The sequence below is a fragment of the Pedobacter yonginensis genome (assembly GCF_003173595.1).
In the GTDB taxonomy this organism is placed as follows: Bacteria; Bacteroidota; Bacteroidia; order Sphingobacteriales; family Sphingobacteriaceae; genus Pedobacter; species Pedobacter yonginense.
The window spans coordinates 643810-670234 of record NZ_QGNZ01000002.1 but is presented as its reverse complement, the minus strand read 5'-3'; the positions used below and the strand labels follow the sequence as shown (position 1 = coordinate 670234).

Annotated in this window: 25 protein-coding genes; 16 read left to right on the top strand and 9 right to left on the bottom strand. The window is 38.5% G+C overall.

From position 1 onward, the window contains the following. The first annotated feature begins 22 nt into the window (after positions 1-22). Positions 23-388, top strand: a complete 366-nt coding sequence (locus DHW03_RS09710; protein ID WP_205940989.1) for a response regulator — start codon at positions 23-25, stop codon at positions 386-388. Here DHW03_RS09710 and DHW03_RS09705 read toward each other — a convergent pair. The 4 genes from DHW03_RS09705 to DHW03_RS09690 form a co-directional block, all read right to left on the bottom strand. Next, entirely contained in the window at positions 385-1341 is a 957-nt protein-coding gene (locus DHW03_RS09705; RefSeq protein ID WP_109925544.1) for a DUF3137 domain-containing protein, read from the bottom strand. The genes DHW03_RS09710 and DHW03_RS09705 overlap by 4 nt on opposite strands. Next, positions 1341-1895, bottom strand: a complete 555-nt coding sequence (locus tag DHW03_RS09700; RefSeq protein WP_109925543.1) for a LemA family protein — start codon at positions 1893-1895, stop codon at positions 1341-1343. The genes DHW03_RS09705 and DHW03_RS09700 overlap by 1 nt, the downstream gene beginning before the upstream one ends. 51 nt (positions 1896-1946) lie before the next feature. Further along, positions 1947-3764: a hypothetical protein gene (locus DHW03_RS09695; protein ID WP_109925542.1), complete on the bottom strand. Its 1818-nt coding sequence runs from the start codon at positions 3762-3764 to the stop codon at positions 1947-1949. 79 nt (positions 3765-3843) lie between these two features. After that, positions 3844-5631 (bottom strand): AsmA family protein, encoded by a 1788-nt coding sequence (locus tag DHW03_RS09690; RefSeq protein ID WP_109925541.1) that lies wholly within the window; start codon positions 5629-5631, stop codon positions 3844-3846. A 337-nt stretch (positions 5632-5968) separates the two neighbouring features. On the opposite strand from DHW03_RS09690, the gene miaB reads away from it, so the two are divergent. The 7 genes from miaB to DHW03_RS09655 all read left to right on the top strand — a co-directional run bounded on the left by miaB (position 5969) and on the right by DHW03_RS09655 (position 12664). Next, a complete protein-coding gene (gene miaB / locus DHW03_RS09685; protein WP_109925540.1) occupies positions 5969-7384 on the top strand; it encodes a tRNA (N6-isopentenyl adenosine(37)-C2)-methylthiotransferase MiaB in 1416 nt (471 codons plus the stop codon). A 67-nt stretch (positions 7385-7451) separates the two neighbouring features. Further along, entirely contained in the window at positions 7452-8696 is a 1245-nt protein-coding gene (locus DHW03_RS09680) for a sigma-54 interaction domain-containing protein (protein WP_109925539.1), read from the top strand. Beyond that, entirely contained in the window at positions 8693-9193 is a 501-nt protein-coding gene (locus tag DHW03_RS09675) for an LptE family protein (RefSeq protein WP_109925538.1), read from the top strand. The genes DHW03_RS09680 and DHW03_RS09675 overlap by 4 nt, the downstream gene beginning before the upstream one ends. 93 nt (positions 9194-9286) lie before the next feature. Next, positions 9287-10363: a hypothetical protein gene (locus DHW03_RS09670; RefSeq protein WP_109925537.1), complete on the top strand. Its 1077-nt coding sequence runs from the start codon at positions 9287-9289 to the stop codon at positions 10361-10363. 14 nt (positions 10364-10377) lie between these two features. After that, positions 10378-10737: a preprotein translocase subunit SecG gene (gene secG, locus DHW03_RS09665; RefSeq protein WP_109925536.1), complete on the top strand. Its 360-nt coding sequence runs from the start codon at positions 10378-10380 to the stop codon at positions 10735-10737. Positions 10738-10999: 262 nt separating this feature from the next. Then, positions 11000-11641: a DUF47 domain-containing protein gene (locus DHW03_RS09660; protein WP_205940988.1), complete on the top strand. Its 642-nt coding sequence runs from the start codon at positions 11000-11002 to the stop codon at positions 11639-11641. Positions 11642-11653: 12 nt separating this feature from the next. Continuing rightward, a complete protein-coding gene (locus DHW03_RS09655; protein WP_109925534.1) occupies positions 11654-12664 on the top strand; it encodes an inorganic phosphate transporter in 1011 nt (336 codons plus the stop codon). A 211-nt stretch (positions 12665-12875) separates the two neighbouring features. Here DHW03_RS09655 and DHW03_RS09650 read toward each other — a convergent pair whose 3' ends face one another. The 3 genes from DHW03_RS09650 to DHW03_RS09640 are packed head-to-tail and all read right to left on the bottom strand — an operon-like array spanning position 12876 to position 15718. Next, complete coding sequence (locus DHW03_RS09650) at positions 12876-13505, bottom strand: FMN-binding negative transcriptional regulator (protein WP_109925533.1); 630 nt, start codon at positions 13503-13505, stop codon at positions 12876-12878. Between the two features lie 40 nt (positions 13506-13545). Continuing rightward, positions 13546-15147: a carboxypeptidase-like regulatory domain-containing protein gene (locus tag DHW03_RS09645; RefSeq protein ID WP_109925532.1), complete on the bottom strand. Its 1602-nt coding sequence runs from the start codon at positions 15145-15147 to the stop codon at positions 13546-13548. Further along, complete coding sequence (locus tag DHW03_RS09640) at positions 15140-15718, bottom strand: RNA polymerase sigma factor (protein WP_109925531.1); 579 nt, start codon at positions 15716-15718, stop codon at positions 15140-15142. Before DHW03_RS09640 ends, DHW03_RS09645 begins: the two co-directional genes overlap by 8 nt. A gap of 104 nt (positions 15719-15822) precedes the next feature. Here DHW03_RS09640 and DHW03_RS09635 point away from each other — a divergent pair, with 104 nt between their 5' ends. The 7 genes from DHW03_RS09635 to DHW03_RS09605 all read left to right on the top strand — a co-directional run bounded on the left by DHW03_RS09635 (position 15823) and on the right by DHW03_RS09605 (position 23176). After that, positions 15823-17733, top strand: a complete 1911-nt coding sequence (locus DHW03_RS09635) for a vWA domain-containing protein (protein WP_109925530.1) — start codon at positions 15823-15825, stop codon at positions 17731-17733. Beyond that, the gene (locus DHW03_RS09630) at positions 17720-18478 is read left to right on the top strand and encodes a DUF4197 domain-containing protein (protein ID WP_109925529.1); all 759 of its coding nucleotides are present in this window, start codon (positions 17720-17722) and stop codon (positions 18476-18478) included. The genes DHW03_RS09635 and DHW03_RS09630 overlap by 14 nt, the downstream gene beginning before the upstream one ends. Before the next feature lie 86 nt (positions 18479-18564). Further along, on the top strand, positions 18565-19500 hold the full coding sequence (locus DHW03_RS09625; protein WP_109925528.1) for a TolB family protein: 936 nt from the start codon (positions 18565-18567) through the stop codon (positions 19498-19500). Positions 19501-19706: 206 nt separating this feature from the next. Continuing rightward, positions 19707-20258, top strand: coding sequence for an RNA polymerase sigma factor (locus DHW03_RS09620; protein WP_109925527.1), 552 nt, complete (start codon positions 19707-19709; stop codon positions 20256-20258). Between the two features lie 11 nt (positions 20259-20269). Beyond that, positions 20270-20617 carry a hypothetical protein gene (locus tag DHW03_RS09615; RefSeq protein WP_109925526.1) on the top strand — a complete coding sequence of 116 codons (348 nt, stop codon included), beginning with the start codon at positions 20270-20272 and terminating at the stop codon, positions 20615-20617. Positions 20618-20977: 360 nt separating this feature from the next. Beyond that, entirely contained in the window at positions 20978-22198 is a 1221-nt protein-coding gene (locus DHW03_RS09610; protein WP_109925525.1) for a DEAD/DEAH box helicase, read from the top strand. 66 nt (positions 22199-22264) lie between these two features. Further along, the gene (locus tag DHW03_RS09605) at positions 22265-23176 is read left to right on the top strand and encodes an AEC family transporter (RefSeq protein WP_109925524.1); all 912 of its coding nucleotides are present in this window, start codon (positions 22265-22267) and stop codon (positions 23174-23176) included. 563 nt (positions 23177-23739) lie between these two features. On the opposite strand, the gene DHW03_RS09600 is transcribed toward DHW03_RS09605, so the two are convergent. Further along, the gene (locus DHW03_RS09600; RefSeq protein ID WP_109925523.1) at positions 23740-25167 is read right to left on the bottom strand and encodes an L-serine ammonia-lyase; all 1428 of its coding nucleotides are present in this window, start codon (positions 25165-25167) and stop codon (positions 23740-23742) included. A 105-nt stretch (positions 25168-25272) separates the two neighbouring features. Here DHW03_RS09600 and DHW03_RS09595 point away from each other — a divergent pair, with 105 nt between their 5' ends. Continuing rightward, a complete protein-coding gene (locus tag DHW03_RS09595; RefSeq protein ID WP_165825400.1) occupies positions 25273-25770 on the top strand; it encodes an RDD family protein in 498 nt (165 codons plus the stop codon). Here DHW03_RS09595 and DHW03_RS09590 read toward each other — a convergent pair. Then, positions 25751-26410 (bottom strand): MgtC/SapB family protein, encoded by a 660-nt coding sequence (locus DHW03_RS09590; RefSeq protein WP_109925521.1) that lies wholly within the window; start codon positions 26408-26410, stop codon positions 25751-25753. The genes DHW03_RS09595 and DHW03_RS09590 overlap by 20 nt on opposite strands. Between the last annotated feature and the right edge of the window lie 15 nt (positions 26411-26425).

The window sequence follows — 26425 nt, the reverse complement described above, 5'->3', positions numbered from 1 at the left end:
ATTGCCTTTCTGGAGATAGATTATGATGGTTACAAAGAAAGTATTTGTTTTTGATGATAATAAGGACATCCTTGATTTATGCACCTTTATTTTAGAGGATGCAGGATACGAAATTAAAACATCAGAAAGCGCAAACAACATTGAAGCGCAAGTTGCCGAGTACATGCCAGATTTAATTTTTATGGATAACTGGTTACCCGATTTGGGCGGCATTCAGGCCACGAGGGCGCTTAAAAACCATCCAGATTTAAAACACATACCCGTTATTTATTTTTCAGCAAATAATGATATTTCTTCTTTAGCCAATGAAGCCGGAGCAGATAGTTACCTTTCAAAACCTTTTGATATTGCTGCTTTAGAAGAAATTGTAAGAAAATACCTCAATTAATTTTTGCCCCAAATTCTGGTATTCAAATCAAGCTCTTGAATAATTCCATACAGAAAATTGATTGTAGAAATATCATCATTTAATAAGTTTGGATTTAAAAGCGTTTTAAAAACAGGCGCTTCAAAATAGTCTCGATGTAAAGGGAAAGCAATGTACATCTTAGAATCTGTAAACGACAGGGTTATGGTTTCCTGCGATTGGCCATTGAGCTCCAAAATCCGCTCCATTAGGGCCGGTGTGAGGATGTACCGCGCTTCTACCTGGTCGTTTGAATAGGTTATAAATTCATTGCAAAAGGCTGTGTTCTCAAGCTGTACAACATCATTGTCACCAATAGAAAATAAGTTTTTAGAAAACCAAGCACCTATAGAACTTCCAAAGTTTTTTGGTCTTACGATGGTTATTCCATTAAAGTTTTTGTTAAAATCGGCAACAAAAATAATTCCCTTAAAGATATCATGCCATTCGGTTCGGGTTCCATTTTTGGTTGATACTTCTGTTTTATATTCCGCGTGCACTTCCGCAAAATAAAACCCAGTTTTACCTGCCTTACCTACTACTAAGTCCTCTGTGGCATAGCGATCAGGATCGGTTTGAAACAACTGTGAACTTACGAATTCAGCATCGTAAATCCCTGCATGAGGGTTTATACTCAAGCTCGCATCTAAATTTCTTAAAGCCGTGCCAATTACATCCTGTTTGAAAGCATCTTTATAAGCTCGATATTCATCGTTGATTTGGTATAGTGTTACCCCACCGAATATTGCCGGCACTAAGCCCACAATTATCGACGGCACAATAAATCCAATCAATGTGCCTAAAACCCCCAACGCAATACCAATCCCCAGAAAAGTGTAGCCTTTTTTTTGAGTGGAGGCGATTTTCTTTCTTTTAATTTCTAATGATGCCAGTACATTTTGCAAGGCAGCATTTCCATCAATCGTTGGGTTCATTAACTGTTAAAAAGGTCTTTCGCACTTATATTTTTACGCTCCTCTTCGGCGGTTGCCAAAACTGAAATTTGCTGGTAGCCCAACATTCCGGCAAAAACGCTTCCGGGAAACATCATAATGGCGTTGTTGTAATCGGTAACTGCAGCATTATAGGTTCTTCTTGCTGCGGCAATTTGTTCTTCGCTTTCTGTCCAAGTGGTTTGTAGGTTAATGAAATTTGTATTAGCCTTTAAATCCGGGTAATTTTCTACATTAACCATAAGCCCCTTAACACTTGTGCTAAGTTGGCTATCCAATGATGCTTTTTCAGCGTCACTAATGTTTCCAGCGCCTAATTTCGTACGAAGCTCTACAATTTTGGATAGTGTACCAGATTCGTAATTGGTATATTGTTTTACTACTTCAACAAGGTTGGGAATTAAATCAAAGCGTTTTTTAAGCATTACATCAATGGCTGAAAATGCATTGGTTACCTGATTCTTCTTCCCAATTATTGAATTGTAGTACAAAACTCCGATGATCAGTAATACGGCGATAATGAGTGCGATAATCATAATTTTTATGTTTTGGTTTTAAAATATAAATATATCAAAAGGTTGCCAATGTTAGCGCCTTTCGTTTTTTTCCTTCACTTCCCTTTGGTGCCTACGTTCCAATCTTTTAAGTTTGCGCAATCGATGACTTTCCTGCATGGCTTTAAATTTTGCAATATGATTGCGCATCTCGCTTTGCTTCTCTTCTGTTATCCCAATGCTGTGTTTTATGCCCACAAAAAGGCTCTTCCAGATTAAACTGAAAAATGATGTATTGGCAGGTCGCTCATAATTTACATTAGCGGTTACTAATTTGCCATCAGGGCCTGGATTCTCAGATTTTATGAGCAATGCGTTAGCCAAAAAAGAAAGCAAACCCCGTTTCACCAAATGGTCTTTTTCTGGGTCGTTCTTCATTAATGCAACCGATAAATCGAAATAAGCAAAGTTTAATTTCCCCTTGGCACCTAAATCATTTGCCTTAAAATCGAATGAAAGTTTATCAACATTTCCTCTGTTAATTCTAACCATGCCTAATGGCTTGGTGATTTGATTGAGCACTCTGGCATTAAAGTTTTGAAGCACACCCTTGTATGAAAATGCACCATTTTTTGCCGTTAAATCGAAATCAAAATTCAAATCAAGTTTACCCTGACCCATAAGGTAGGTAGTTAAGTTGGCGTTCATCAATGGATTTATCGCCTTAATTTTCTCAACATTGGTCGCGTTGCTGATGGTGCCAGAGGTGTTTTCAAAAGACAAACGACCTCTTTGCTGGCTTTGTTTGTCAAAAAGCGAATAAACAATGTCAATATCCTTAAGGTTGATTTTTTGTATTAAAACACGAATTCCCAATGCTTGTAAAAGCTGATGTGGAAATCGGCCAATTTTGTTTTCTTTTTCTCTTTGAGGAAGTTCGTTATTGTTAAAAACGGAAACGTAGCCGTTGGCTATGGCCATGTCTTTTGCCCAAACTTCCTGCTTGCTAATGTAAAGCGGGAGATCGATTCCACTTAGCGAAATGTCGCTCATTTGTATATCAAAACGGTCTTTTGCATAACCCGCAACACGGCCAAATTTCATTTCATCATATAGAGGCTGAAGCGCAAATTTCTTTACCCGCAGTTTCCCTGTAGATGCTCTAAAATCCAATTGATTTAAATTGATGTGGTAAAGTTTATCTGGGGTTGGGTAAGAATAATCTTTTAGGTTGATGACAACATCTTTGAGTAGGTAAAAACGGGTTGGGTCGTCGGCAGAAGTGGAATCCACAAGTAAATCGGTTAAGCCGATATTCAAATCATCAATGGAAAAAACTTCGGGCTTTGCCACATTTTTGTTGATGTATTTGAAGCTTGCATCCCTGAATAAAATAGATTGAATATTAAAGGAAGCCAGGTTTTTTGAAATGATATCGTAAGGAGATTTGATTGGTCTTGGTGGGCGATTTTCATTAAATGTAAATTGCTTGTTCACCATCAACACCTCTGGTTTGTCGAATAAAACCTCTTCAATTTCTAGCTTATGGGCTCTGTACAAAATCAATGGATGAAAATGCTTAACCACTAATTTTTTTAAAGAAACAGAATACAGGTTGTTGGGTGCCCTTTTTAAAAGAATTAATTCTTTGTAACGATTGGTGTCTGGCGCAATGACCACGTTTTGTAGGGTAGCATTTCCCGTTAAAATATTGGTGGTAACCTTTGTAAAACTGATGGTGTATAAGCTATCGGTACTTTTGTAAAGTAAGCTTTTAATCCTATCTGTAAGTATTGGTCTTGATTTTACATTCAAGAACCAGGCCGTGCTGGCCAACAGAATAAAAACAAATAAAACTATGCCAAGGACCCACTTTAATAATTTGTAACGATGTTTTTTTGTTTCTGGCATCAACGATAAGGCTATTTTCAACCAGCAATATACATTTATAAAATTATTTCAAAAAAAATGAATGGAAATTTCATTCCAATTAGTCTTGCGCTCGTCTAGCCTTTCTAGCCGCTTTCCGGTCTATTCTTTTTTGCTCACGGATTTTCTTCGCTACCTTTTTTTGTTGTTTAATAGGGTCTTTTGTTGGAACTATTCCAACGCCAACAATATCTTTAATACCAACAAAAACTGTTTTCCACATTAAATTGAAGAAAGAGGCCGAGGCAATTCGGGTATTGGTCATGGTTGCGCTTCTCGGTGCTTCACCTTTTGATGGATTTTCATCCTTCACTAAAATGCTGTTGGCTAAGAAAGACAACAAGCCTTTTTCTTTTGTACCTTGTCCATCAATGTTGTCTGAAAGGAGTTTAACCTTCAAATTGCTGTACAACATATTCATAGAACCAGCAGCAGTTTTTGTATTTCCGGTGGCTTTGAAATTTATTTTTTGAATGTTTCCGCTTTCTATTTCAATTAGGCCCAGTGGAGCAGATAAAGAATTAAGCTTTCTTAAATCAAAATTGCCCATGCTTCCACTGTAGCTAAAAGCGCCATTTTGATCTGTTAAGTTAAAGTCGATGATTAAGCTTAATTTGCCAGAACCCATCAACAGCGTATTCAAATTCGCTACCGCATGGCTGTTGTTGACTAATCTAGCGCTATCGTTGGTTACGTTTATAATGCTTCCACCCAACGATTTAAAATTAACAGACCCAATTTTTTTACTCGCTGGATTGTACTCTGAGTATTTTAAATCTAAATTTTTAATCCTAACCGTATCAATACGAATTGGAAAGTTTAGCCTTTTTAACGCCACATGAGGGAAATTTCGAGCTTTGTCTAAGCCGGCAGGGGGTAGCGATTCCCTGCTCATAAAAACTTCAACACTTGCTGGCCCGATAACCAAAGATTTAGCATGCAGTTTCTCATCGGTGTTTAATGCCAGAAAATCAACACCATTAAACTCTATTTTATCGAAAGCTAAGTTATATCTGTCTTTTTGAGCCGTGTATTTTCTTGCGAAAGCCAATTCAGCATACATCGGGATGAGTTTGAATCCTCTTGCGATTATTTTTTTAGATGCCAATGAACCACTAAGTGTATCCAGCTTCATGGTGTACATTTTGTCTTCGGTTAGGGCCTTGTAGCCAGCAACCTGAAATGAAACATCTTTGGTGTAGTAAATGCGGCTGGTATCGTTTTGCGATAAGGAATCCAGAAGAAAGTCTTTCACATTAATATCCAGATGTTTAATTGATTTTTTGGTTTTTTTAGCGAGGCTTTTGTTAATGTAATCAAAATCGGCATCAACAATTTGAATGGATTTAACGTGTAACGATTTAAAGGTATTTGAAATCTGCTGATACAAAGTTTTTTCAGCTTTAACCGTATCAACCTTTTTTGCAACCTTATTGAAAATCATGTTTATGGAAGGCTTGTCCAAAATGATGGCCTTTACCTCTGCTTTCTTTTTAAAATAGGCCGTTAATATGCCAACCCCGTTAACTTGTAATTTTTTTAATTTGATTTCGAAGGTGTGTGCAGGAGCGAGTTTTATTTTGTTAAGAGAATCAAAAACTGATGTATCAGGGATAAGGGTTACATCGCGAAGGGCTAAACTTCCGGTTATTAAGTTTAAGTTGATGCTTTTGAAATCGATTTTATATAAATGGTGAGATCCATTATACACACCTTCTTTAATTTTTTCGGTTAGCAGGGGTTTCCATCTGGCACTTAAGAACATGGCGCCAAAGGCTAAAATCAAAATCAGAACGCCCAATATGCTTCCAATCCAAATCCAAATTTTCTTACTTTTTTGAGCAACCATAACTTTTGTATATCAGAGTAGAACATATTGTTAGCCAAAAGGTTTTCGATGAAACTACAATCTGATTGCTTATTGAAACTGCCAATGGAGAACTTTTCCAAATTGATTGTTTCCTGTGCTTCAGCAAATTAGTATTGCCTTGGCCTACGCCGGAACAGAACTACAAAATACAGGAGTTTTTCCCACCATAATTTGGAAGGTGCCTGTTTGGCAAATTTGCCACGTTGCAATTGGTTTCGCATAAATAATCACTTTGTAAACATTACAACTAAACATGTCAAATTGTCATTTTTAATTTAATTTATGTATTTTTGCAATCCCAAAATCTTTTTTAATAATGATTGATTTACAAGTACAGGATAAGACGCACGATGAAGCTAGGCAAGGTGAGGCGCTAATTTTAGACCAACCCGTAAAAGCTGATGCACGTAAATTATATATTGAAAGTTATGGTTGCGCCATGAATTTTGCGGATAGCGAAATTGTGGCATCAATACTTTCGGAAACCGGTTTTGAAACCACTGGCGATTACCATCAAGCAGATGTGATTTTTATCAATACCTGTTCCATTCGCGAGAATGCCGAAACTCGCGTTCGGAATCGCTTATCGCAATTTGGCGTAGAAAAACGTCGCAATCCGAAATTAATTGTTGGTGTTTTGGGTTGCATGGCAGAACGATTAAAGTCTAAATTTTTAGAAGAAGAACGCTTGGTTGATGTGGTGGTTGGGCCAGATGCTTACCGAGATTTGCCCAACTTAATAGAGCAAGTAGAAAGTGGACATAAAGCCGTGAATGTGCTTTTATCTCGTGAAGAGACCTACGCAGATATTAGTCCTGTGCGTTTAAATAGCAATGGCATTACCGCATTTATTTCGATTACACGTGGTTGCAACAATATGTGTTCGTTTTGTGTGGTTCCATTTACGCGTGGCCGCGAGAGAAGCAGAGATGCACATTCAATTGTTGCCGAAGCAAAAGCTTTATTTGAAGCAGGTTATAGAGAGGTAACACTTTTGGGTCAAAACGTCGATTCATACACTTGGACATCGGAAGATGGATTGGAAACCGTAAATTTCGCTCAGCTTTTGGAGCAAACGGCTTTGGTAAGTCCAGATTTGAGGGTGCGTTTTTCTACGTCGCATCCAAAAGACATTACTGACGAAGTTTTGTACACCATTGCCAAGTACGATAACATCTGTAACTACATACACTTACCTGTTCAATCTGGAAATACTCGGATTTTGGAGTTAATGAACAGAACATACACTAGAGAATGGTACATCAACCGTATTGATGCCATTAAAAAAATTATTCCGGGTTGCGCAATCTCTACCGATATTATTGCTGGCTTTTGTACCGAAACGGAAGCAGAGCATCAGGATACGTTGAGTATGATGGATTATGTAGAATATGATTTTGCCTATAATTTCACCTATTCAGAAAGACCAGGAACTTTAGCCGCCCGTAAATTGGCTGATGATATTCCTGAAGACGTTAAAAAACGCAGGCTGGCAGAAATTTTAGCGAAACAACAAGCACACTCTTTATTGCGTTTACAAGAATGGGTTGGAAAAACAGTAAGGGTGTTAATTGAGGGTACATCAAAAAAATCAGATCAAGATTATTGCGGAAGAGGAGATAGTGGAGCAATGGCTATTTTCCCTGCAATTGAAGGTTATAAACCTGGTGATTATGCTAATGTATTAATCGAGAAATGTACTTCAGCAACGCTGATTGGAAGAATAGTTTAATCAGTCTAAGGATTGTAGGTAAATGGTTAAGGCCCCTATCCGAAATTTCAATACTCAAATCTAAAGAATGGATACACAAAATATAAAGCAGCGGTTCGGAATTATAGGCAACTCGCCTTTACTTAATCGTGCCATAGATATTGCCAGCCAAGTTGCACCCACAGATATGTCGGTTTTAATTACTGGCGAAAGCGGAAGCGGTAAAGAGGTATTTTCTCAAATCATCCATCAAATGAGCGCCCGCAAGCACGGTGCATTTATTGCGGTAAACTGTGGGGCAATTCCAGAAGGCACAATAGATTCAGAATTGTTCGGTCACGAAAAGGGTTCGTTTACAGGTGCGCATGAAGCACGTAAAGGATATTTCGAAGTAGCCAACGGCGGAACGATTTTTTTAGATGAGGTTGCCGAACTACCACTCGGTACCCAGGCCCGCTTATTAAGAATTTTAGAAAGTGGAGAATATTTACGTGTGGGCTCTTCCAAAGTGCAGAAAACAGATGTAAGAATCATTGCTGCAACTAACGTTGATGTTTACAATCGGGTAAAAAACGGAAAGTTTCGAGAAGATTTATATTACAGATTAAACACCGTTCCCTTGCGTATTCCTGCTCTGCACGAACGTAAAGAAGATATTTACCTTTTATTTAGAAAATTTTCGGCAGATTTTAGCGATAAATACCGAAGCCCTGCTTTGCATTTAGAACCTGAGGCGGTACAAATTCTAACCAATTACAGTTGGCCGGGAAACGTGCGGCAGTTAAAAAATATTGCAGAGCAGATTTGTGTTTTAGAAAAAGATCGGAATGTTACTGGGCCAGCAATTTTAAACTACATCCCGAATGAAGCCGGTAGTAATTTACCGATGACAATCAGCTCCAATTCTAAAGAAGATTTTACAGAAAGAGATATTTTGTATAAAGTTCTTTTCGATATGAAAAAGGATATGGTTGAGCTTAAAAAATTGGTGGCCGAAATTATTCAACATGGCGGTAATACCGCAACTGTTTTGGCAGATAATCCACAGTATATCAATCAACTGTATAGAGATGTAGAATTGCCATCGGGGCAAGAACACGCTTTCACCATTCAGCAACCAACACCTACCAACAACATTAACGGCAACAACAATGCTGATTATTTTGCGCACGATGCAGAGGAAGTAGAAGAATCTTTGTCGCTTGTGGATAAGGAATCAGACTTAATTAAGAAAGCCCTTAAAAAGCATAAAGGCAAGCGTAAGTTTGCAGCTCAAGAGTTGGGGATATCTGAACGTACACTGTATAGGAAAATTAAAGAGCTAAATTTATGAGGAAACTAATTGGATATTTACTTATAGCCATAATGAGTTCTTGTGCCTATTCTTTTGGTGGCGCATCTATCCCTCCAGAAATGAAAACGGTAACGGTAAGGGTATTTGAAAACAATGCTCCATTGGTGATCCCAACGCTAAGCAATCAGTTTACAGAAGCCGTAAAAACGAGAATTCGAAATCAAACCAGATTGAGCATAACACCCAACGATGGCCAAGCTATTTTTGAAGGCCGCATTACGGGCTATGATATTAAACCCGTGGCTTTACAATCGAGCGCTACGCCAACAGCAGGCGCCAACCGATTAACCATAACGGTGGCGGTAAAATTTACCAATACCTTAAATGCTAAAAATAGCTTTGAGGAAAGCTTTACCAGATATTTCGATTTTCCATTAAACGGAGGCTCAATTCAATCGCTTTTACCAGGAGCCATAGAAAACATTAATAAGCAATTAACTGAAGATGTTTTTAACCGTGCTTTTGCGCAGTGGTAAATCGCTTTTTTGACCTAAATTTTTACAAACTAAAACACCAATTGAGCCTTTAAAAGAGCCGAAACATTTTTAACTTAGCAGCAAACCTCAATAATGGATAACAACATGCTCTTGGCAGATTTACTTGCACAACCTGGAAAGGTTGAGGCGGCACATATCCCCATGTTGCAGGAAATGCTAAAGCGGTATCCGTACGCACAACCCATTCATTTGCTGCTGGCAAAAGCCGATGCTGCATTTGCGCCCAAAGCCGTTTTATACAGTAATGGAAATGTTTTGCAAAAGATTTTACAAGCGGTAAAAGTTGGTGATGAAAAAGATGCTGAAGCAGCACAACTTGAGGAACACGAATCTGATAGCTTTGCTGAAATTGATGCAGAAAGCACCCAAGACGAACAAGATATCTTTGATGAAATTGGTGAGCCTGATGAACATCCAGTACATTCAATTACTCAGCCTGTAAATATAGAAACGCCCAATAACCTACCAGGCATAGATAGCCATTTATTGGATTTGCCTGCCGATGATGATACATTTATCGAGCGGGTATCAAGCACCGATTTTTTTGCTTTTGAGCAAAAGTTGAGTACAGATGTCGTGCCTGAAGCGCCACATATTGAAACCGTAACCCCTGATGAGCCAGAAGTAAACTTTGTTTCTAAATACGACGACGATCAATTACCCTACACATTTTTGTGGTGGCTGGCCAAAACCCGTAAAGAGCATGAGCAGATTTTTCAACCCTATGCTCAGCCAAAACCTGGTGTAGTAAAACAGCAGCAGAAACAAAATCAAGAGCGAGCAGAGTTTCAGCAACAGTACGTAGAGCACATTTTTCACATCCAAACACCTTTCGAGGTTGCCGATCATTTGGCAGAATATCCATCAACAGATGTTAAAGATGCAAAGGGTGCAGAAATTATCGAGAAGTTTTTAAAAGAAGATCCGACAATAAAACCGCCAAAGCCAGAGCAGATTGATACTGAGAACAAGGCTAAAAAGAGCGCCGAAGATCACTACGACCTTGTTTCAGAAACCTTGGCCAAAATTTATATAGAACAAATGCTTTACCACAAAGCGATAGACACTTATAAAAAATTAAGTTTGAAATATCCAGAAAAAAGCCGTTACTTTGCCGACCTTATCCAATCTATAGAAAAGAAATTTTAAAATATAATATTACCATGATAACCTTTTTAATCATTTTATTAATTGTTGTTTGTGTAGCCTTAGGCTTATTTGTGTTAGTACAAAACCCTAAAGGTGGTGGTTTAGCCGCTGGCGGTGGCGGTAGTAATATGTTTGGTGTACAACGCACAGGCGATGTTTTGGAAAAAGGATCGTGGGTTTTATTGGCAGCGATTGTTGTTTTAACGTTGTCTATCACTACAGTTGCTAAAACTAGCGGTGGCGCAACTGCAGTTGGCGGTAGCTCAACTATTCAAGAGCGTTTAGATAAAACACCTTCTCCATCTCCAATTGGAAGCGGCTTAAATAATGCAGCTCCTGCAAAACCAGCAGCAACAGATACAACTAAGAAATAGTTTATAATCATTAGCATTTTAAAAGCTTTCCTCAAAAGGGAAAGCTTTTTTTATGATGTAAATTTTAATTGATATTGTATTTCAAATCATCATCTTTGAATTCCAATAGATCTTCCCAATTCCTCCAATCTTAATCCTTCATTACCAATAACATAAAAAGGAAGCAGAAATACGCTAAACTGCGGTAAACACTTAATATAATTTAGAACTTAACATTAACTTAACATTGGGCTTGTAGCTTTGCAACATATTAAAAATTAACATGAACAATATTTTTAAGTTCTTTACCCCGCAAGATAAAAAGTTTCATCCCCTGTTTGAGCAAGCCGGTAGCAATGCATTAAAAATCTCTGAAACCCTTTTAGAAATGGTTAGCACAGGCGATCCAGAGAGCAGAAAAACTATTTTCAAAGAAATTGAGCGCTTAGAACATGTTGGAGACGACATCACTCACTCTATTTTTCTTGAGTTGAGTAGAAATTTTATTACACCATTTGATAGGGAAGACATTCACCAACTTGCTACAGCGGTTGATGATGTTGCCGATTATATTTATGGTACTGCAAACCGCATGCAAATGTACAACATGAACGAAATCAGCGAGCCAATTGTTAAAATTGCCGAGCTTTTAGTAGAAATGTGTACCGATATCGATAAAGCCATTAAAGAATTGCGCAGTTTCAAAAACATCCGCGTAATTGCCGATGCCTGTATTCGCATAAACAGTGGCGAAAATCAAGCAGATTACGTTTTCACTTTAGCGGTGGCCCGTTTGTTCGAATATGAAACAAATGCTATTGAATTAATTAAACATAAAGAGGTTTTACAAACGATAGAAAAAGCAACAGATAAATGTGAAGATGTTGCCAATGTGCTCGAAACTATCCTTGTTAAAAACGCTTAATAAAATACAAACATGGTAACTACCTTATTGGTTGTTGTTGTAATTCTGGCCATTGCTTTCGATTACATTAACGGCTTTCACGATGCCGCTAATTCGATTGCAACGGTTGTTTCTACAAAAGTACTTACGCCTTTTCAAGCGGTTTTGTGGGCTGCTCTTTTTAATTTTGCAGCCTATTTCTATTTTACCGATCATAAAGTGGCTAACACGGTAGCCAAAACAGTTATAGAGCATTACATTACCTTAGAAGTTATACTTGCCGGTTTAATTGCCGCAATTATTTGGAACCTCTTAACATGGTGGTATGGAATCCCTTCCAGCTCATCGCATACCTTAATTGGTGGTTTTGCAGGCGCCGGAATGACTTATGCATTAATTACAGGTGCTAGTCCGCTAGACGCTGTAAATATGGGCTATGTAATTAAAATCATTTCATTTATTGTGCTTGCGCCGATAATCGGTTTAGTCATCTCTGTGGTGCTAACCCTAATCATCATCAATATTTGTCGTAACGCCAAGCCATCTACAGCAGAGAAATGGTTTAAAAGATTACAGCTAATCTCATCAGCCGCATTAAGTTTCTTTCATGGTGGTAATGATGCACAAAAAGTAATGGGCATTATTGCAACCGCATTAATTGCAGCCAAAGTAATTCCAAATTTCGAAGCCATGCCTTGGTGGGTTCCTGTATCATGTTATTCTGCAATTTCTTTAGGTACCATGAGTGGTGGTTGGAAAATTGTAAAAACAATGGGTTCAAAAATCACCAAAGTAACGGCATTAGAAGGCGTAGCAGCTGAAGGTGCAGGTGCCATAACTTTAGGCATCACCGAGCATTTCGGTATCCCAGTATCAACTACGCATACAATAACAGGTTCAATAGTTGGTGTAGGTGTGGTGAAAAGTGTATCTGCGGTACGTTGGGGTGTAACCATTAACTTAATCTGGGCGTGGATTTTAACCATTCCAGTTTCTGCAACCTTGGCGGCAATCATTTATGCAGCCATTTACTATTTCAAATAAAAACAAAATTCGTTCAATATACTCAGAAGACTAAGGCAAAATTGCTTTAGTCTTTTTTCGTTTAAAGGGTTTGGAAAGTAATAGCAATAATTCTTGGGTTTGGTTCTGTCCCGCTACCTCCAAGCGCTATGAAAATAGCGGCTTCTCCTCCCATCTGGCTTAGGTATTCAAGGGCAGTGCTGCTAGGTTGGGTTCACAGCAAGCCAGGTCTTTAAAATGATGCTTTGCTTAAGTTGCGCCTCATTTCTTCGGCTACTTGTTGTGCCAACACATCATCAGTTTGCTCTAAATTTGCGATAATGCTTTCCTGGTTTTTAATCGAATGGTTTTGGCTTAGTTTGAATACATGATCGAATTTAGAAACCAAAATTTCGAATCCTTTAATAGCCTTCAAATGCTTTTGAATGTACTCATCGTCCATTTTTTTAAAGGCTGCAGGGCTGGTGTGTGGGTTTTCATATTGGTCTGTCAAATCTTTCACAACTTGAAGCGTTTCTTCAGCAGATAAAAACCTCATCAATCCCTTCGCTTGTACCGTTTTATAATTCCAGGTTGATGCGGCTGCGGGCTCCTCGTAAACAGATGCACTGATGTAAGCATGTGCACCAGTGAATATTACCAAGGCATTCGGATTTTGCTCAAAAGCTTTACAATGATCCGTATTGGTCATAATATGCCCAATAATTTTTATAGTATTACCATAAAGTCTGGTTTCAACAGGTACTTGTGTAGCTACAGGAAATTCGCCATCAAAGCCAACCAAGGTTACAAATGGATTTTTTTGCATAAAATCAAGAATCTCATCTTGATTTTCAGTCGTAAATTTGGGTAATTTGTACATGGAAATTAATGTTCAATTCCTAAAAGGCTAAACGCTATTGTTAAAACTTAACGTTCATTTCAACCCGATCAGTTCCTTTTTTTGGTAAGACCCAGTCTGGGCCATTTTCGATCAATCTTTTTGCTTCCGCATCAGCGGCTTTACTTAAGCTTTTTACAATTTTAAAATCCGTTGGCCGTCCATTCTTTTTAACCTTGAAGCTGATTTTAACATAGCGCGCGGGGCCTTTCGGGTTTATGAGTTTATTGTTATTTTCTAAATACTGCTCATAATTTACTGTAGATACCGGAATTGGCTTTGTTGCTTCTATAACAGATTTTCCATCAAGGTTTTCCACGGCCCTGAGTACAATTTTTGGTGCGGCTATGTTTTCTTTTTTCCGCCCGTTTGAGCCAAGTATTGCCGCCATTTCATTAATGGATTTATCACCGGTTAAGGCCATTCTAATTCGATTTGGATCTGAAGCTGCCGATAGTGCAACATCACTGTAGCCGTTTGCCTTTACCAAAATATCCTTATTCTTAAAATTGCTATCCACGGGTAGGAAGAACGCTCCTTTAGCATCCGTCGTTGTTACGGCTTTACTTCCATCCACCTTCACGATAGCGCCCTTAACAGGTAACCCATCTTGCGAAACCACGTTACCGCTGTACACAATCTTATTTGATGCATTATTTGGGGCAGAAGCCACAGCTTTATTTTTAGCAATTGCAGTAGTGGTTACAACAACCTCATTCAAAGCGTTTTGATCTTCTTTAAGGGCAATTTTTAAATTTTTCTGACTATCAATTGATGCAATCGCATTTTCATAGCCTAAGTAACTAACAGATACATCTTTTGCTTTCGTGCTATCAATGCTAAGGCTAAAAAATCCATCTTTATCGGCAGTAACCGCTTTGTTTAATCCCGCAACGCGAATACTTGCACCTGGCAAGGGTTGTCCATCCAATGCAGAAACCACTCTACCGTTAATTATTTTATTTTCTTTTTCTGGAGTTGAGAATGTAGCTATTGGGGCTGCCTCTACTTTTTGCATAACAATAGCTGCAACCTCAGTTTTCACACTTTCGGATGCCGCTGATCTATTAAATTCATATGCACTGCCTTGAATTTCTGCTCGGTTTGAATGCGGAATGGTTTTTGTGTTTTTGGCGAAGTCTCCATTTTTAGCTTTGGTAACGGCCTGATCAATCAAAGCAGAAGGATTTACATTTACTTTGGAAGCGGTATCTACCAACACAGGCTTGACCGATGCAATTGCAGTGTTGGTATCTAAATTTACGATAACGCCCTTTGCCTTTCGCTGTGCGATTTCTGCATTTTTACGATTGGTTTCCCGCATAAAAAACAAAATACTTACGGCTATAAAAGCAACCGCAGCGGTAGCTGCAATGCTTAGCCTTTGCGTGGTAATGCCCCACATCTTCTTTTTGATGGGCTGGCTGGCAATGCGCTGATGCAATTGTTTTTGGAGAATGGAAAGGTGGTGTTTTCTTTTAGGCGATTGGCGCAATCCTTCCAAAGCTTCTGCCACAAAAGGATCTTCCAAAGCCTGGCGCTCAACAAGGTGCATTGCTTTGGTATCAAGCTTACCATCTAGGTAATCTTCCAGAACATCAATATCTAACCAATCTTTATTCACTACTGTTTTTCTCTATACAAATCTTCAGGTTTCGCTTACCATTTTGGATGTAGCTTTTAACTTTAAGCATGTCGTAACCGGTAATATCGGCCACTTCTTTGTAGCATTTTTCTTGTAAATAAAATAAATCTACACTTTTCCGCTGTTCTTCAGGCAATGTTTCCATGCACTTTTCCATAATGGTAAGCTGTGTTTCCTTTGTGTTGTCTATATCTAGATGCACAAATTCGCTGTTTTCCACAAAAGTATCGTCTATAGAAACGTTGTTTTGCTTCGCAGATTTTCTTAAAGCCATTAAACAATGGTTTCTGGTTAATACATGTAGCCAACTCTTAAAATTTTGAACCTCATGTACTCTTAGCTTTGTAACCAGCTCTTCAAAAATCTGCATTACGGCGTCCTTGCTTAGCTCTTCATCTTTAAAATAATTGAGGCACACTCCAAAAACCAAATGCATGTATTTGTTGTAAAGCGTACCCAATGCATCTAAATCGCCGGTGTTTTTAAACTCGGCAATAAGTTCGGCATCTTCTTTCTGGTTATTTCCAGCTGTGTTTTTTATAAACTTCAAAAAATGGGGTAGCTAAGACAAATATCTTCCAAGTATAAAAAATATTTTCGAGTATCGATATGGAAAAGCAAGAGTAAGTACATCATCCTTTAAAATTAAACATTATGAAAAAGTTACTTCTCTCCTTAGTTGCATTAATTGTATTGGTAAGTTTCAAACCAACTTCAACCCGAATCATCACGGGCGTTGTTACCGATGGGAACATAGGGCTGCCCGGTGCAGCAATAGCAACCAATAATAGTAAGCGTGTTGTTGCAACCAACACAAAAGGAGAGTTTAGCATTAGCGTAACGGATAAAGACACTGAACTAAGCGTATCTTACATCGGTTACATCAATCAACAGGTTAAAATAGGCAAAGCGAACAAAATCTCTATTCGTTTAATACAAGCTTCACAACCGCTTTCTGAGATTGTTGTGATGGGCTATCAAGCGCAAAAAAAGGTTTCAACAACGGCAGCAGCTAGGGAAGTTTATGATTTTGTAGGTTTATCGGGAAAGGTGCCTGGGGTTTCGGTAGAGAAATTGAAAGAGTCTACGGGGGCGTACATTAATAACAATGAAAGTTATTCCAAAATCAACGAAAACACCTTTCACAAGGCCACTAACGATCCGCTTTCTACCTTTTCGATAGATGTAGATGCGGCATCTTATACCAACATCAGAAGGTTTATAAATGGCGGTAACTTGCCACCAGCAGATGCGGTTCGAATTGAAGAAATGATCAATTACTTTGATTATAATTACGAGCAACCCAACAGTGCCGATCCTGTAAATATCGTTACTGAAATTGCACCAGCCCCGTGGAACAATCAACATCAATTGGTTCGAATTGGCTTACAGGCAAAAACCATCCCAACCGTTAATTTACCCGCATCTAATTTAGTTTTCTTGATAGATGTTTCTGGTTCTATGAGCGATCCAAATAAATTGCCTTTGCTGGTTTCTTCGTTCAAGCTTTTAACTGATCAATTAAGATCGAAAGACAAAGTTGCCATTGTGGTTTATGCAGGAAGTTCGGGCGTTGTTTTACCAGCCACCAGTGGAGATGAAAAAAATAAAATTAAAGATGCCTTGGATAGACTGAGTGCGGGCGGCTCTACCGCAGGCGGGCAAGGCATTGAGCTTGCCTATAAAATTGCCAGCGAAAACTTTGTTAAAGGGGGAAACAATCGCGTTATTTTGGCAACAGACGGTGATTTTAACGTTGGAGCAAATAGTGATGCAGATATGCAAACCTTGATTGAAGACAAAAGAAAAAGCGGTATTTTCTTAACGGTTTTGGGTTATGGTATGGGTAACTATAAAGATAGTAAGATGGAAATTCTTGCGGATAAGGGAAATGGTAATTACGCTTATATCGATAACTTAACAGAAGCCAGAAAAGTATTGGTTAATGAGTTTGGGGGCACCTTATTTACGGTAGCTAAAGACGTTAAATTGCAAATTGAGTTTAACCCTGCCAAGGTGCAATCTTACCGGTTAATTGGATATGAAAATCGGTTATTAAATAAAGAAGATTTTAACGATGATAAAAAGGATGCTGGTGAGATTGGCTCTGGCCATACCGTTACCGCATTGTACGAGATTATTCCTGTTGGCGTAAAAGATGACTTATCTGGTTCAGTAGATGATCTTAAATATCAGAAAACCACCAAAATAAATTCAATAGAAACCCAAGAAATATTAACGGTTAAGCTTCGTTACAAAGAACCAACAGGCAATAAAAGTAAGTTATTGGTTAAAGGTGTGCAAGATAATGCCTTGGGCTTTAACGCAACAAGCGACAACTTCAGGTTTGCTGCTGCCGTTGCCGAATTTGGGATGCTTTTAAGGAAGTCTTCATTCAAACAAAATGCTACCTTTGAACAGGTAATCGCTTTAGCAGACAATGCAAAAGGCAAAGATAAAGAAGGTTACCGTTCGGAATTTTTAAGTTTAGTAAAATCGGCCAAACTAATGGCAAAGGATTTGTTAAGCATAAAAGATAAACTCATAATGAATGAAGAAAATTAATATTCTATCTGCATCCCTAGCATTAATATTACTTACAAACTTAAATGTTAAAGCACAGATAAAGCTTAGCGATATTTTTAAGAAAGTGACCGAAAAGTCAGCAAATGCGAACGCTACAGGCACACCTACTACCTTTGAGATAGGCCAGGGCATTAAGGAAGCGCTGCAAATTGGAGTGTCTGCTGGTGCAGATCGTTTATCTGCAAAAGATGGTTTTTTAGGTAATTTAGCCGTCAAAATTTTGATTCCGCCCGAAGCTCAAAAAGTAGAAAGGACGTTACGGGGCATTGGCTTAAATAAACTTTGCGATAATGTTATCGTAAGTTTAAACCGTGCGGCTGAAGATGCTGCAACTGAGGCTAAACCCATATTTATATCGGCGATTAAACAAATGACTTTAACGGATGCAACCAATATTCTCCTAGGCAATAACGATGCAGCAACCAGCTATTTTAAAAGGGTAACTACCTCGCAGTTGATGCAGAAATTTAGTCCGATAGTAACAACCAGTTTGAATAAGGTAAATGCCACGAAATACTACAGCGATTTAACCTCACAATACAATCGTTTGCCCTTGGTGAAGCCTGTAAATACCAACCTAACCGAGTATGTTACACAGAAAGCAATTGATGGTTTGTTTTTGGAAATAGCTAAGGAGGAACTGAAAATTAGAGGAAACTTAAACTCCAGAAGCTCTACCTTGTTACAAAAAGTATTCGGGTATGCAGATAAGAAGAAGAGTTAAGTCTTATTAAAATCATAAAAAGAAAAGATTCAGGTTTGTAAAGCACCTGAATCTTTTTTGTTTAAAAAGTATTTGTAAAATTGTGTATGACCAAGATTAGCATTAAAATCCTTTCCATTTCAATTCTTTGCCTTTTAGTGATGGCTGGGTGTGGTAACCAAAAATCTGACGCAGAAAATTCCAAAGCAATTTTGGATACCATTTCGTTGAGCAATAAAGATTTTGCTTTAGCGTATCAGGATGGAAACAAAATCGTGGCGACCAGTATCGATACCATGAAACAAATCTCATTTGGTGGCGCAACCAATCCGGCCATTTCGCCAGATGGAAGCAAACTGGCTTACACAGTAAAGGATACGGCCGAACACACAGGCATTTGGGTTGCTGATATGGAAAATAAAAGCCAATCGCAATTGAAGGTTAATAGTGATCATTATGATCAGGCGGTTTGGTCACCGAATGGCGGTTCGATTGCTTTTACTGTGATTAACGGCAAAAACGTTTGGAAAATTGCAGTAATTAAAAGCGATAACACAGGCTATTTGGTGTTGGATAGTGCTTCGAAAACTCATGTTTACAGCCCAACATGGAAAAATGAAAAGGAAATTGTTGCACAAGATTTAGTTAATTTATACACTTTTGATGTTGCTGGAAAATTGATTGATACGAAACCAATTTTAAGCTTGTTGGGTAAAGATTTTACCATTGCAAGCCATAATCGATTCTTTTACACAAAAGATCAACAAAAAATTATTTTTACTGCGGGAAATAAGGATGTACTGCACGGTTTAACCGGGCCAAGCGAAGCCGTTTATTTATTGGATTTAACCAGCAAAAAAATTGAACGGATTTCTCCAGAGGGCATGAATGTTCCTTATGTTTTTGTAACTGCCGATGATCGGATTTTTTATAGCGGTACAAAAGCGCCATTCACACAAAATAAAATATATGTTTCTGATTTAAAGGGGAACAGTAAGCTAGTGGTTGATCAGGGAACTAATCCAACAGCAGCTTTGAAATAACTTCGCATTTTATTGCTCTTCGAGCGTAATCCATAATCCGATTTAGCCGCAACTCTGCTACTTTCTGCAACAGATGCCTTGCTTTCTTTTCCAAAAAACTAAACGTTTACTCCATTGGTGAGGCATAATCATCTATTTTAAAAAATGAAGAAAATTTAAGGTATTATTAAGTTTCATCCGTTTAGTGATTTAGCAAGCAAAAATTAGTGCCGACAAACGAACCCCAAAATATAATCTCTACGGTTGCCAATTATGGTAAACGATTATTTAGTTTCATTCGTGGGCGGGTGAATACGGATGAGGATGCGGAAGATATTTTGCAAGATGTGTGGTTTCAATTGAGCAATCAGCCAGAAGCAGGTACCATTGAACAGATTAGTGGATGGCTGTACAGGGTGGCACGAAACAAGATTACAGATAAATATCGGAAGCAAAGGGATGTACTTATTGAAGATTTAAGTTATCAGGATGAGGAAGGTGAACTTAATTTTAGGGAGATTCTACTGTCCGAATCTTTTTCGCCAGAGGAGGAGAGTTTAAAAAAGCTTTTCTGGGATCAGTTATTTTTATCTTTAAGTGAATTGCCTGAAAATCAGCGCTATGTGTTTGTTCAGAATGAGTTGGAAGATAGAACTTTACAGGACATTGCGAATGAAACAGGCGAAAATATCAAAACGCTCATATCAAGAAAGGGTTACGCGGTGAAACATTTGCGCAATCGTTTACAAAATTTATATCAAGAATTTATTAACTATTAATTTAGCAGGAAATGATGAACAGAAAGTTTAGTAAAGGTAAAAAATTCATTTTCTTTTTACCTGTTGTAGCTTTAATAGCTACGGCACTAGGTTTTATTGTAATGTATTTGTGGAACTGGATTTTGCCCGATATTACGCATGCTGGTACATTAAACTTTTGGCAAGCGCTGGGGCTTTTGGTTTTATGCAGATTGCTTTTTGGTAATTTTAATAAAGGTGGTGGAGGAAAAAATCGTTTTAGAGAAAGAGCGATGGAGATGAGGACCAAATGGCAGAGTATGAATGAGGAGGAGCGTGTTAAATTTAAAGAAGAATTTAGGAATAGATGTGGTGGGTGGGGCCACCGCAGCAAAGAATAATTAAAAGCAGCTATACTGAGCTTCTGCCCTCAGAAGCACAGAATACGCGGAAGAGGGATTGATTGCCTAGAGTTTCTATTGCCCTTTGCCTCAGATGTTCATAGGTTTCTTAAGTAGAAATAAATCTAAAAGCATCATGGTTTCTAGCTTGTGTCAAGATTTCGCTAAGGAAATACAGCATGAACAACACAGGAAGATTTAACCTATACCATGTTTATCTAAGATACGAAACACCTTACAACCTACTTTAAACCATACAGAAGTTGGGTTTAACAAGCGCCTAGCCAAGCAAGTTTTAATTGCGGTTTGCTATTCGCCGTATTTTAAGGTACTTTTGTTAAAATATATAAACATAACAGATTGAATTTTAACGACTTTAATTTTAATCCCGACTTATACGAAGGCTTAATGGCCATGGGATATAAAAGCGCTACTCCGATACAAGAACAAGCCATTCCGGTAATTTTAGATAATCACGACCTTATTGCTTGTGCGCAAACTGGAACCGGAAAAACAGCCAGCTACCTTTTGCCTGTAATGGACAAAATTATGAGGGCGAAAGATCGGCACAACAATACATTAATTTTAGCTCCAACTCGCGAGCTTGCTCAACAAATTGATTTACAGGTTGAAGCACTTGCCTATTTTACCAATATAAGCTCGCTGGCAGTTTATGGCGGGGGCGATGGTATTGCTTACGAACAACAGAAACGTTCGATGCGTGACGGGGTTGATGTAATCATTGCCACACCTGGTCGCTTAATGGCCCATTTATCATCTGGCGTTTTAAAGCTTGAGCATTTGCAGCATTTAATTTTAGATGAAGCAGATCGAATGCTTGACATGGGATTTTATGATGATATTATTCGGATCATTAGTTATCTGCCAAAAAAACGTCAAACACTATTATTTTCGGCTACAATGGCGCCTAAAATTAGGGCAATGGCAGGTAAAATTTTAAACGAGCCACAGCAAATTACGATATCTATTGCTAAACCTGCCGAGGGCATCAATCAACAGGCATATATCATTCACGATCAGCAAAAACAGGCTTTACTAACAGATATTTTTAAGGATGGTACTTACAAAAGTGCAATCATTTTTGCCTCTACCAAAGAAAAGGTTAAAGCATTGTATAAAACTTTTAAAGGATTAGGCATTAAAGCAGATGCTTTTCATTCTGATTTGGGACAGAAAGAGCGTGAAGATATTTTACTTGCATTTAAGAACAAAAGGTTACCCATTATTATCGGGACTGATGTTTTGTCTCGTGGTATTGATGTGGAGGGGGTAGATTTGGTTATTAATTATGACGTTCCAGGAGACCCTGCAGATTACGTTCACCGAATAGGAAGAACGGCCAGAGCATCAACAAAAGGAACGGCCATTACGTTGATAAACGGAAGAGATAAACGCAAGTTCGATAACATTGAGAAACTGATTGAAAAGGAAGTTCCGAAGATGGCTTTACCAGAGCATGTTGCTGCGATGGAAATTTCGCACGTAGAGGAAAAGAGACCTCATCAAAACAAGGGCAAGAAAAAGGTTTGGCATAAGAAAAAACCCAAACCAACAAGTTAACTTCTTAAGCGCCAATAGGTTTATTCTTATTGGCATTTCTTTTTATCACTAATTTTGTTGCATTTAATGGCAAATTTTGTTTTAATTGGTTTATGCATCCTTGTCGGTATTCTATTTCGTAAAAGCAAAACCTTACCTAAAGATGCGCACAAAGGCATTAACGCTTGGATAATTTACGTGGCTCTTCCAGCCGTTTCGTTTAAATATCTTCCGCACATTACTTGGACAAAAGATTTACTTTTCCCTGCATTCGCGCCAATAGGGGTTTGGTTGTTGGGTTGGTTGTTTATTACTATTTATTCGAGAATAAATCAAATTAGTCGAGCAACATCTGGCGGGCTGAAGTTGGTATCGTCATTAAGCAATACATCATTTATTGGTTTCCCCTTAATTATTGCCTATTTCAGCGAAAAAGAGCTGGCTATTGCCATCATTTGCGATCAAATTACTTTTGCTTTGCTTTCAACCATCGGGATTGTTGTTGCAATTCGTTCTTCGCAACAGCAAAAGCTAAGTCCGAAACTTGTACTTAAAAAAGTGCTTACCTTCCCGCCACTAATTGGATGTATTTTAGCGCTAATTTTACCTCGATACGTTGATTTATCTGCTTTGGATGTGCTATTTGATAAGTTGGCCGGAACGGTAGGACCTCTAGCACTGTTTTCTATTGGCTTGCAATTAAAATTTGGGGGCTGGTTTAGTGAAATTAAGCATTTGAGCATTGCTTTACTCTATAAACTCATTTTAGCTCCGCTTTCCATTTTAGTAATCGGCTTGCTTTTAGGGATGAATGGGATGATTACCAAAATATCAATTTTTGAAATGGCTATGCCAACGCTACTAACGGCGGGGGTTGTTGCAGACCAATACAATTTGAATCCAAAAGTTTCCAATTTGGTGGTAGGAATAGGTATTTTACTGTCTTTTATTACCACTGGCCTATGGTGGCTCCTTTTAACTTATTCTGGATTGTTTTAGCTCGAAACCCTACAATTTGAGTAATCCTCATCTATTGGAAATGGTTAGGGAAGGTACCTACTTGCACAAATCTCGGTTAGTAAACCTGATTGCAATGTAAAGCCCGCAAGCGAGGCACGAGCGCGGACTTGAAATGTAAAGCAGGGCTGAAGGCTGCCAAAAGTTAGTTGCTTTCGTTTCCTAAAAATATAGCAGTTGTGTTCATTTACGCGGTCATAATCGCATTGTTGAATGCCCAAACCAAGTCAGCGAAGCTATTTGCACAAATCTCGGTTAGTAAACCTGATTGCAATGTAAAGCCCGCAAGCGAGGCACGAGCGCGGACTTGAAATGTAAAGCAGGGCTGAAGGCTGCCAAAAGTTAGTTGCTTTAATTTCCAAAAAATATAGCGGTTGTGTTTATTTATGCGGTCATAATCGCATTGCTGAATGCACGAACCAAGCCAGCGAAAGTTAAAAGTATTTTAAAATTTACCTCGTCCTGATGAATGATTTCTGTATTTTAATGGAAATTGATTGGCTTTAATTTGTTCTTTTAGGGCTTTAAACCGAACGCACATTCAATTAACACTCGGGTAAACTAATTGGAATGTTGGTTGCCAAGCCACCATCAGAAGTTTCTTTGTATTTCGCATTCATATCTAAAGCGGTTTCCCACATGGTATTCACCACTGCATCTAAGCTAACCTTAGCTTTATCGGGATTACTTTGCAAAGCCAACTGACTTGCGGTGATGGCCTTAATTGCGCCCATTGTATTGCGCTCGATACAAGGAATTTGCACTAAGCCACCAATCGGATCGCAGGTTAAGCCCAAGTGATGTTCCATAGCGATTTCTGCAGCCATTAAAACCTGACGCTGAGAGCCACCTAAACACTCGGTTAAGGCAGCAGCAGCCATAGCAGATGAAACCCCAATCTCGGCTTGACAACCGCCCATAGCAGCAGAAATGGTTGCCCCCTTCTTGAAAATACTTCCAACTTCTGATGCACAGGCAATAAACTGAATAATCTTCTCGTCAGAATAGCCATCGCAAAAAGTGATAAAGTATTGCAAAACGGCTGGAATTACACCCGCGGCACCATTTGTTGGGGCCGTTACAACCCGTCCGAATGAAGCATTTTCTTCATTAACCGCAAGTGCAAAGCAGCTCACCCAATCTAAAATATAATTGAAACCGTTTCCGCCATTTCTAATGGCATCGACCCAAGAGTTATAGTCCTGATATTCGCTTTTACCAATCAAACGTTTGTTTAGTGGAAACGCTCTTCTTGCAACATCTAGTCCACCAGGTAAAAAACCCGTGGTATGGCAGCCACGATAAATACAATCTCGCATTACAGCAAAATGTTGAAGAATACCTGCTTTGGTAACCGACTCTGGTCGCCAAGCTGTTTCATTTTCTAAAACAATTTCACTCACTTTTAACCCGGTTGATAGGCACCAATGTAAAAGTTCTTTTGCTTTTTCTACTGGAAATGGTAAGTCGACCTGAATTTTCTGGCTGTTATCTTCACCCTCTTTAACAACAAAACCGCCACCAATGGAGTAATAGGTTTCTGAGATAGCTTTACCACTTTTTAGAAAGGCTTGAAAGGTTACTGCGTTTGGGTGAAAGGGCAAACTTTCTGAAAACAGAAAAAGCAAGTCGTTTTGGTAATCGAAATCTATAATCAATTGCCCAGCAAGATTTAGTTTCTTATGCTCTTGTATGCCTTCAAAAGTTGGGGTTACTGCGTCAACATCAAAGGTTACAGGATCTGCACCCGTTAAGCCTAAAAGAATAGCCACGTCCGTTCCATGGCCTTTGCCTGTTTTAGCCAGAGAGCCATAGAGCAATATTTTAACCATCTCTACCTCAGCTAAAAGATTTTTTTCTTGAAGTGATGCGGTAAATTGTTGAGCGGCTCTCCACGGGCCAAGCGTATGTGAACTTGATGGCCCAATGCCTATTTTAAAAATATCGAAAACCGAAATCTGTTCTTTAATCATGAAGTAAGTGAGTTATACAAAGCTAAGATTGTTTTAGGATTTCATATGTTAATTTTTTCATGTGAAATATATATTTATCTTAGTTTATGTATTAAACGCTCCATAATGAATTTAACATCTGCACCCTACCAAGAGATTGATTACCGCTATTGCCGCGCATCGGCAAGTTTACGGTTTGTTAACCATGTTATCGACACCATTTATATCTACGCCTTGATATTTTGTTTGGGATTTGTAATAGCACTCATTGATCCAACACTCATTGATGCAATTGATGATGGAATTACAGACCGTGTTATTGGTATCCTCTTTTATGGCGTGATGATGGCCTTTACCGAATTTATGTTAAACGGCAAATCTTTTGGTAAATTAATTACCAAAACCAAAGCTGTAAACATTGATGGTAGCGACCTTAGTTTTCAAAAAACATTTACCAGAAACCTATTGAGAATGATACCATTGGATGCTATTGTAGCACTTGGAATTCCATCCACGCCATTGCACGACAGATTTTCTGACACAATGGTTGTGGATGAGCGTAAGCTAGCTCTGCAAAAACAGCGGGTTGATTTGTTTGGGTCTTTTAAAAATCAAACTCAATAATTTCTTTATCCTTTAACATCCGCTCCACAAATTTTTGATGATTTTTTGGGGTGCCTGTTGCTACCCAATTTCCGGTGATGATGTTATTGACCAGCTGATGCTTGCCGCGTTGCGGTTTGAGTTTACTTTCTTTAAAAACTTCTTCATAGCTTTCTAAATCGCCTTGTGTATGTTGTTTTTTCACAATCCTATAAACGCGTTTGGTAAAGCGGCGATCTCCTATTTCTTCTAAAAAAGGAAAAATTATCAAGGCCAAAAGCACCACCGCGGTAACACCAATGGCTTGTTCATAAAAGCCTGAGCCAATTGCCATTCCGATTGCAGCAACTATCCAAATGATGCAGGCTGTGGTTAAACCCTTTACTCTGTTTTCTTCTTTAAAAATTACACCTGCACCTAAAAAACCAATTCCTGTAACAATATTTGAGGCAATTCTATCTTGGCTCGTTGCACCTATTTTTATAGAGAGGATGGTAAACAGGGTAGATCCCAAACCAATCATCATCATGGTTTTTAGGCCTGCTGATTTACTTCTATACTCACGTTCGGCACCAATTAGGCCACATAATAGCGTGGCTAGGAGAAATTTATTGACTTCGCTTTGGGTTAAAAAATGACTGCTTTCTAAGAGATGGTTCATTTCGACATGGATTTA

Bases quoted from the DNA above. Each gene is read 5' to 3' on its own strand.
- miaB (WP_109925540.1), top strand. From the start codon at position 5,969: ATGATTGATTTACAAGTACAGGATAAGACGCACGATGAAGCTAGGCAA.
- DHW03_RS09695 (WP_109925542.1), bottom strand. From the start codon at position 3,764: ATGCCAGAAACAAAAAAACATCGTTACAAATTATTAAAGTGGGTCCTT.
- DHW03_RS09670 (WP_109925537.1), top strand. From the start codon at position 9,287: ATGGATAACAACATGCTCTTGGCAGATTTACTTGCACAACCTGGAAAG.
- DHW03_RS09700 (WP_109925543.1), bottom strand. From the start codon at position 1,895: ATGATTATCGCACTCATTATCGCCGTATTACTGATCATCGGAGTTTTG.
- DHW03_RS09590 (WP_109925521.1), bottom strand. From the start codon at position 26,410: ATGAACCATCTCTTAGAAAGCAGTCATTTTTTAACCCAAAGCGAAGTC.
- DHW03_RS09705 (WP_109925544.1), bottom strand. From the start codon at position 1,341: ATGAACCCAACGATTGATGGAAATGCTGCCTTGCAAAATGTACTGGCA.
- DHW03_RS09630 (WP_109925529.1), top strand. From the start codon at position 17,720: ATGAAGAAAATTAATATTCTATCTGCATCCCTAGCATTAATATTACTT.
- secG (WP_109925536.1), top strand. From the start codon at position 10,378: ATGATAACCTTTTTAATCATTTTATTAATTGTTGTTTGTGTAGCCTTA.
- DHW03_RS09595 (WP_165825400.1), top strand. From the start codon at position 25,273: ATGAATTTAACATCTGCACCCTACCAAGAGATTGATTACCGCTATTGC.
- DHW03_RS09655 (WP_109925534.1), top strand. From the start codon at position 11,654: ATGGTAACTACCTTATTGGTTGTTGTTGTAATTCTGGCCATTGCTTTC.
- DHW03_RS09600 (WP_109925523.1), bottom strand. From the start codon at position 25,167: ATGATTAAAGAACAGATTTCGGTTTTCGATATTTTTAAAATAGGCATT.
- DHW03_RS09605 (WP_109925524.1), top strand. From the start codon at position 22,265: ATGGCAAATTTTGTTTTAATTGGTTTATGCATCCTTGTCGGTATTCTA.
- DHW03_RS09710 (WP_205940989.1), top strand. From the start codon at position 23: ATGATGGTTACAAAGAAAGTATTTGTTTTTGATGATAATAAGGACATC.
- DHW03_RS09635 (WP_109925530.1), top strand. From the start codon at position 15,823: ATGAAAAAGTTACTTCTCTCCTTAGTTGCATTAATTGTATTGGTAAGT.
- DHW03_RS09650 (WP_109925533.1), bottom strand. From the start codon at position 13,505: ATGTACAAATTACCCAAATTTACGACTGAAAATCAAGATGAGATTCTT.
- DHW03_RS09625 (WP_109925528.1), top strand. From the start codon at position 18,565: ATGACCAAGATTAGCATTAAAATCCTTTCCATTTCAATTCTTTGCCTT.
- DHW03_RS09660 (WP_205940988.1), top strand. From the start codon at position 11,000: ATGAACAATATTTTTAAGTTCTTTACCCCGCAAGATAAAAAGTTTCAT.
- DHW03_RS09680 (WP_109925539.1), top strand. From the start codon at position 7,452: ATGGATACACAAAATATAAAGCAGCGGTTCGGAATTATAGGCAACTCG.
- DHW03_RS09690 (WP_109925541.1), bottom strand. From the start codon at position 5,631: ATGGTTGCTCAAAAAAGTAAGAAAATTTGGATTTGGATTGGAAGCATA.
- DHW03_RS09615 (WP_109925526.1), top strand. From the start codon at position 20,270: ATGATGAACAGAAAGTTTAGTAAAGGTAAAAAATTCATTTTCTTTTTA.
- DHW03_RS09675 (WP_109925538.1), top strand. From the start codon at position 8,693: ATGAGGAAACTAATTGGATATTTACTTATAGCCATAATGAGTTCTTGT.